Genomic DNA, 1,304 nt, shown 5'->3' with positions numbered 1-1,304 from the left:
TGATAGTGCTTCGTCGAAGTGGCAGTCATAGACCCGGCGTGCGTCTGAGACCCCGAGAATCCGGAGTGCATCGACGGGCGGCAGTAGAACGGTGGCGTCGAGCACGTCAGGGTCGATCTCCGCTCCACTCTGGCAAGCTAGCGCTCGAAGCGCTTCCCTGATGGCCTCGCGGGTGTCGACGATAACTCCGTCCAGATCGAACAGTGCGCAGTATCGAGGGTGTCCTCCGTTGGGCCGACTCAACTCGCCGTCCTCTTCGAATCGAGCGCATAGAGTGTTGCCGGTGTCAGCAGCGCGTGCAGTTCTATTCCGCACTGCGCCAGGCGCTCCCGGCCGCCCAGCTCCCGGTCCAGCACACACAGCGCCGCCACGACCGTGGCGCCGGCGTCCTGCAGCCGGTCGGTAGCTCGAAGGACCTGAGTGCCGCTGCGGACAACGTCGTCGATCACTACGACCCTGGTGCCGTCAACTGACTGGCCCTCGATCTGCCTTCGTGTTCCGTAGGCTTTTGGCGCGGGCCGGAAGAAGTTGGTGCGAATACCCGAGATCGCCGATACCGCGACTGCGAACGGCACCCCGCCCAGAGCCATCGCGACCACGCTGTCGGTCCGTCGCGGAAGCATCCGCGCGAGCGCTTGGGCAACGTCGCGCAACAAAACCGGATCTGCCGCGAGTCCGTACTCGTCGAAGTATTCGTCGAGCGTGTCACCGCAACGCAAGGTGAACTCGCCCCGCTGGACAGCAGCTGCTCGAATACGATCGGCCAAACCAAACGGAAGCATCAGTCGCCCTCCGACCGAGGAGTCGCGCTGACAGCGGCCTCGTCGGCAATTTGATCGCCGGTCAGGTCAGAAAGTGCGTGGCGGAACTCGATCGAGTTGGAGATTTCACAAAGGAAGCCGAGTGATCGCGTAGGTGACTCGAACAGCCATCGCTCCGACTTGAGGAATGCGGCCAGTCGCATCGCCGTCTGCCCGACCAACCAGACCGGCACCGGGCGCACATTGCCCGCGTACCACAGTGCGGCCGTGATTTCGTGCAGTGTGCCCACACCGCCGCCCATTGCCACTACCAGGTCGACGTCATCGAGGAATTGGTGGAGTCGATCCCCCATCTTGTGGAAGCGAACTACCCGCGAGACATAAGGGTTGAACTCACCCCAGTCGACGTCGGCCAGTGTGACGGCAACTATGTCGCCGCCCGCGGCTGATGCTCCGCTCGCGGCGGCCTCCATCAAGCCGTTGTAGCCACCATGCTGTAGGGCGAACCCGGCTGCTGCCAGATCGCGCCCGATGTGCATGGCC

Annotated in this window: 2 protein-coding genes; both read right to left on the bottom strand. The window is 63.7% G+C overall.

What is annotated here, in order from left to right:
• Positions 1-239 precede the first annotated feature (239 nt).
• Positions 240-782, bottom strand: coding sequence for an orotate phosphoribosyltransferase (gene pyrE, locus ACFWPJ_RS33115; RefSeq protein ID WP_378857509.1), 543 nt, complete (start codon positions 780-782; stop codon positions 240-242).
• A partial coding sequence (locus ACFWPJ_RS33110) for an LOG family protein (protein ID WP_378857507.1) occupies positions 782-1,304 on the bottom strand: 523 nt, incomplete at its 5' end. The genes ACFWPJ_RS33110 and pyrE, both read right to left, overlap by 1 nt.

It is taken from the genome of Nocardia sp. NPDC058497 (assembly GCF_042720195.1).
GTDB lineage: Bacteria > Actinomycetota > Actinomycetes > Mycobacteriales > Mycobacteriaceae > Nocardia.
Note: the sequence above shows the minus strand (reverse complement) of the source record. Positions and strands in the feature narration are given on the sequence as shown.